The organism is Massilia sp. CT11-108 (assembly GCF_047302915.1).
GTDB classification, from domain to species: Bacteria; Pseudomonadota; Gammaproteobacteria; order Burkholderiales; family Burkholderiaceae_D; genus Telluria; species Telluria orientalis.
The window spans coordinates 1-3,519 of record NZ_JBKYMO010000541.1 but is presented as its reverse complement, the minus strand read 5'-3'; the positions used below and the strand labels follow the sequence as shown (position 1 = coordinate 3,519).

The 3,519-nt window shown below is 70.6% G+C and carries 1 protein-coding gene and 2 pseudogenes; all 3 read right to left on the bottom strand.

The genetic code is table 11. The features are described from left to right. A pseudogene (locus tag ACEN88_RS26995) lies at positions 1 to 846 on the bottom strand (two-component system sensor histidine kinase KdbD); the annotation flags it as partial. Between the two features lie 10 nt (positions 847 to 856). Continuing rightward, positions 857 to 1,431 (bottom strand): annotated as a pseudogene (gene kdpC, locus ACEN88_RS26990) (potassium-transporting ATPase subunit KdpC). A gap of 14 nt (positions 1,432 to 1,445) precedes the next feature. Further along, positions 1,446 to 3,494 (bottom strand): potassium-transporting ATPase subunit KdpB, encoded by a 2,049-nt coding sequence (kdpB, locus tag ACEN88_RS26985; protein WP_413344621.1) that lies wholly within the window; start codon positions 3,492 to 3,494, stop codon positions 1,446 to 1,448. Positions 3,495 to 3,519: the final 25 nt, after the last annotated feature.

Sequence of the window (3,519 nt, the reverse complement as noted above, 5' to 3'; positions counted from 1 at the left end):
CAGCTGGGCCGCGAGGCGCGCCGCGCTGCGCACGACGCCTTCCGCGCCGGGACCGGGACCGACGCAGGCGAGGAACGTCGTTCCGGTGCGCCACACGGTGTCGATCGATTGCTCGACCCGGTACGCGCGCACGTCGTCGCCGATGCGTTCCGCCGTGCGTCGCAGCGCCAGCTCGCGCAGGGCGATGAGATTCCCCTTGCGGAAGAAGTTGCGGCCGGCCCGCTCGGCCTGCACCGGCTGGTACACCTTGCCGAGTTTCAGCCGCGCCAGCAGCTCGTCGGCGGGCAGGTCGACCAGCACGACCTCGTCGGCCGCATCGAACACGGAGTCCGGCACCGTCTCTCCGACGCGCACGCCGGTGATGCCGCCGACCACGTCGTTCAGGCTCTCCAGGTGCTGCACGTTCACCGTCGTGAACACGTCGATGCCGGCGGCCAGCAGCTCGTCGATGTCCTGCCAGCGTTTCGGGTGGCGCGATCCCGGGACGTTCGAATGCGCCAGCTCGTCGACGAGCACCAGTTCCGGGCGCCGTTCCAGCGCCGCGTCGATGTCGAACTCGGACAGAACCTTGCCGCGGTAGGCGATCTGGTGGCGAGGCAGCACCTGCAACCCGTCCAGCAGCGCTTCCGTTTCGGCGCGGCCGTGGGTCTCGACGACGCCGACCAGCACCGTGCGCGCGGCCGCGAGCTGGCGCGCGGCCGACAGCATCGCGTACGTCTTGCCGACACCGGCCGACGCGCCGAAGTAGATGCGCAGCCGGCCGCGCGCGGCGCGCCGTTCTTCTTCCTGCACGCGGGCCAGCAGCGCGTCCGGATCGCGCCGTACCTCGTCGCCGGGCACGCTCATGCGTTCGTCCTCATGGCGCCTTGCCGTCCAGGGCGAGATTCAGCGCCAGCACGTTCACACGCGCCTCGCCGAGGAAGCCCAGGGCCGGGTCCCGGCGGTAGCGGTCGATCAGCGCGCGCACCTGCGCCACGGGCAGCTTGCGCGCTGCGGCGACGCGCGCGGCCTGGTACTCGGCGGCCGCCACGCTGATCTCGGGATCGAGTCCGCTGGCGGACGCGGTGACGAGGTCGACGGGGATCGGCGCGTCGTTGCCGGGGTCGAGCGCCTTGAGCGCGTCGACCCGCGCCTTGACGGCGTCGAGCAGCGCGGGATTGGTCGGCCCCTGGTTGGAGCCGCCCGAGCCGGCCGCGTTGTCGGCCATCGGCGCGGTCGCGGACGGCGGCCCCAGAAGTGGCCGGGCGAGGAGAACGGCTGGCCGATCAGGGTCGAGCCGACGGTCTTGCCGTTCGCTTCGATCAGGCTGCCGCCGGCCTGGTGCGCGAAGGCGACGCGGCCGACGCCGGTGACGGCGGCCGGGTACAGCACGCCGCACAGCAGGGTCAGGGCGCCGAACAGGACGAGCGTGGGACGAAGTAAGGATGTCATGATGGTCTCCAGGGTCAGGCGAGGTTCAGCGCCGCGAGCAGCAGGTCGATCAGCTTGATGCCGATGAACGGCAGGACGATGCCGCCCAGGCCGTAGACGAGCAGGTTGCGGCGCAGCAGGGCGGTGGCGCCGATCGCGCGGAAGCGCACGCCGCGCAGCGCGAGCGGGATCAGGAACACGATGATCAGCGCGTTGAAGATCAGCGCGGACATGATCGCCGACGACGGGCTCGCGAGATGCATCACGTCGAGCGCCCGCAACTGCGGATAGGTGCCGACGAAGGCGGCGGGGATGATCGCGAAATACTTGGCCACGTCGTTCGCGATCGAGAACGTGGTCAGCGCGCCGCGCGTCATGAGCATCTGCTTGCCGATCTCGACGATCTCCAGCAGCTTGGTCGGGTTCGAGTCGAGGTCCACCATGTTGCCCGCTTCCTTGGCCGCCTGCGTGCCGGAGTTCATCGCCACGGCCACGTCGGCTTGCGCGAGCGCGGGGGCGTCGTTGGTGCCGTCGCCCGTCATCGCGACCATGCGGCCGTCGGCCTGGTATTGCCGGATCAGCTTCAGCTTGTCTTCCGGCGTGGCCTCGGCGAGGAAATCGTCGACCCCGGCCTCGGCGGCGATGGCCGCCGCCGTCAGCTTGTTGTCGCCCGTGATCATCACGGTCTTGATGCCCATGCGGCGCAGTTCGGCGAAGCGTTCCTTGATGCCGCCCTTGACGATATCCTTCAGCTCCACGACGCCCAGCACCCGGCCATCCTCGGCCACGACGAGCGGGGTGCTGCCGCGGCGCGCGGCGTCTTCCGCGAGGCGCACGACGTCGGCCGGGAACGTCGCGCCGAGCGACTCGACGTGGCGGCGCACGGCGTCGTAGGCGCCCTTGCGGATGCGGCGCTCGCCGCAATCGACGCCGCTCATGCGGGTCTGCGCGGAAAACGGCACGAACACGGCATGGAGGGCTTCGAGCTCGCGCTGGCGGATGCCGAAGCGCTTGGCGAGCACCACGATGCTGCGGCCCTCCGGCGTCTCGTCGGACAGCGACGCCAGCTGGGCCACGTCGGCCAGCTGGTGTTCGGTGACGCCCGCGGCGGGCAGGAAGGCGGCGGCCTGGCGGTTGCCCAGCGTGATGGTGCCGGTCTTGTCGAGCAGCAGGACGTCGACGTCGCCGGCCGCTTCCACGGCGCGGCCCGAGGTCGCGACCACGTTGGCGCGCATCATCCGGCTCATGCCCGCGACGCCGATGGCCGAGAGCAGGCCGCCGATCGTCGTCGGGATCAGGCACACGAGCAGCGCGATCAGCACGGTGATCGTGACCGGCGTGCCGGACTTGGCGACGTCGACCGCGTACAGCGAGAACGGCAGCAGGGTCACCGTCACGACGAGGAACACGATGGTGAGCGCCACCAGCAGGATCGTCAGCGCGATCTCGTTGGGCGTTTTCTTGCGCTTCGCGCCTTCGACCATCGCGATCATGCGGTCGAGGAAGGTCTCGCCCGGGTTCGCCGTCACCTTCACGACGAGCCAGTCGGACAGCACGCGCGTGCCGCCCGTGACGGCCGAGAAATCGCCGCCGGATTCGCGGATCACCGGCGCGGATTCGCCCGTGATCGCGCTTTCGTCCACGGACGCGACCCCGTCGACGACCTCGCCGTCGATGGGCACGACGTCGCCCGCCTCGATCAGCACGTGGTTACCCTTGCGCAGGTCGGTGGCGGGGCAGGGCAGCCACGTCGTGCCGTGCTTCGGCACCGCCAGCTTCTTCGCGGTCACGGCTTCCTTCAGGCCGCGCAGCGAGGCCGCCTGGGCCTTGCTGCGGCCTTCGGCCAGCGCTTCCGCGAAGTTCGCGAACAGCACCGTGAACCACAGCCACACGGCGCAGGCGAGGATGAAGCCGGACGGCGCTTCGCCTGTGCCGAACAGGGCCTGCACGTACAGCAGGGTCGTGATGATGCTGCCGACGTACACGACGAACATGACGGGGCTGCGCAGCTGGGTGCGCACGCCGAGCTTCCTGAAGGCGTCGACGAGGGCGGGGCCGGCCAGCTTCGTGTCGAACAGCGACAGGCGCTGGCCCGGCGCCGCGGCGGCC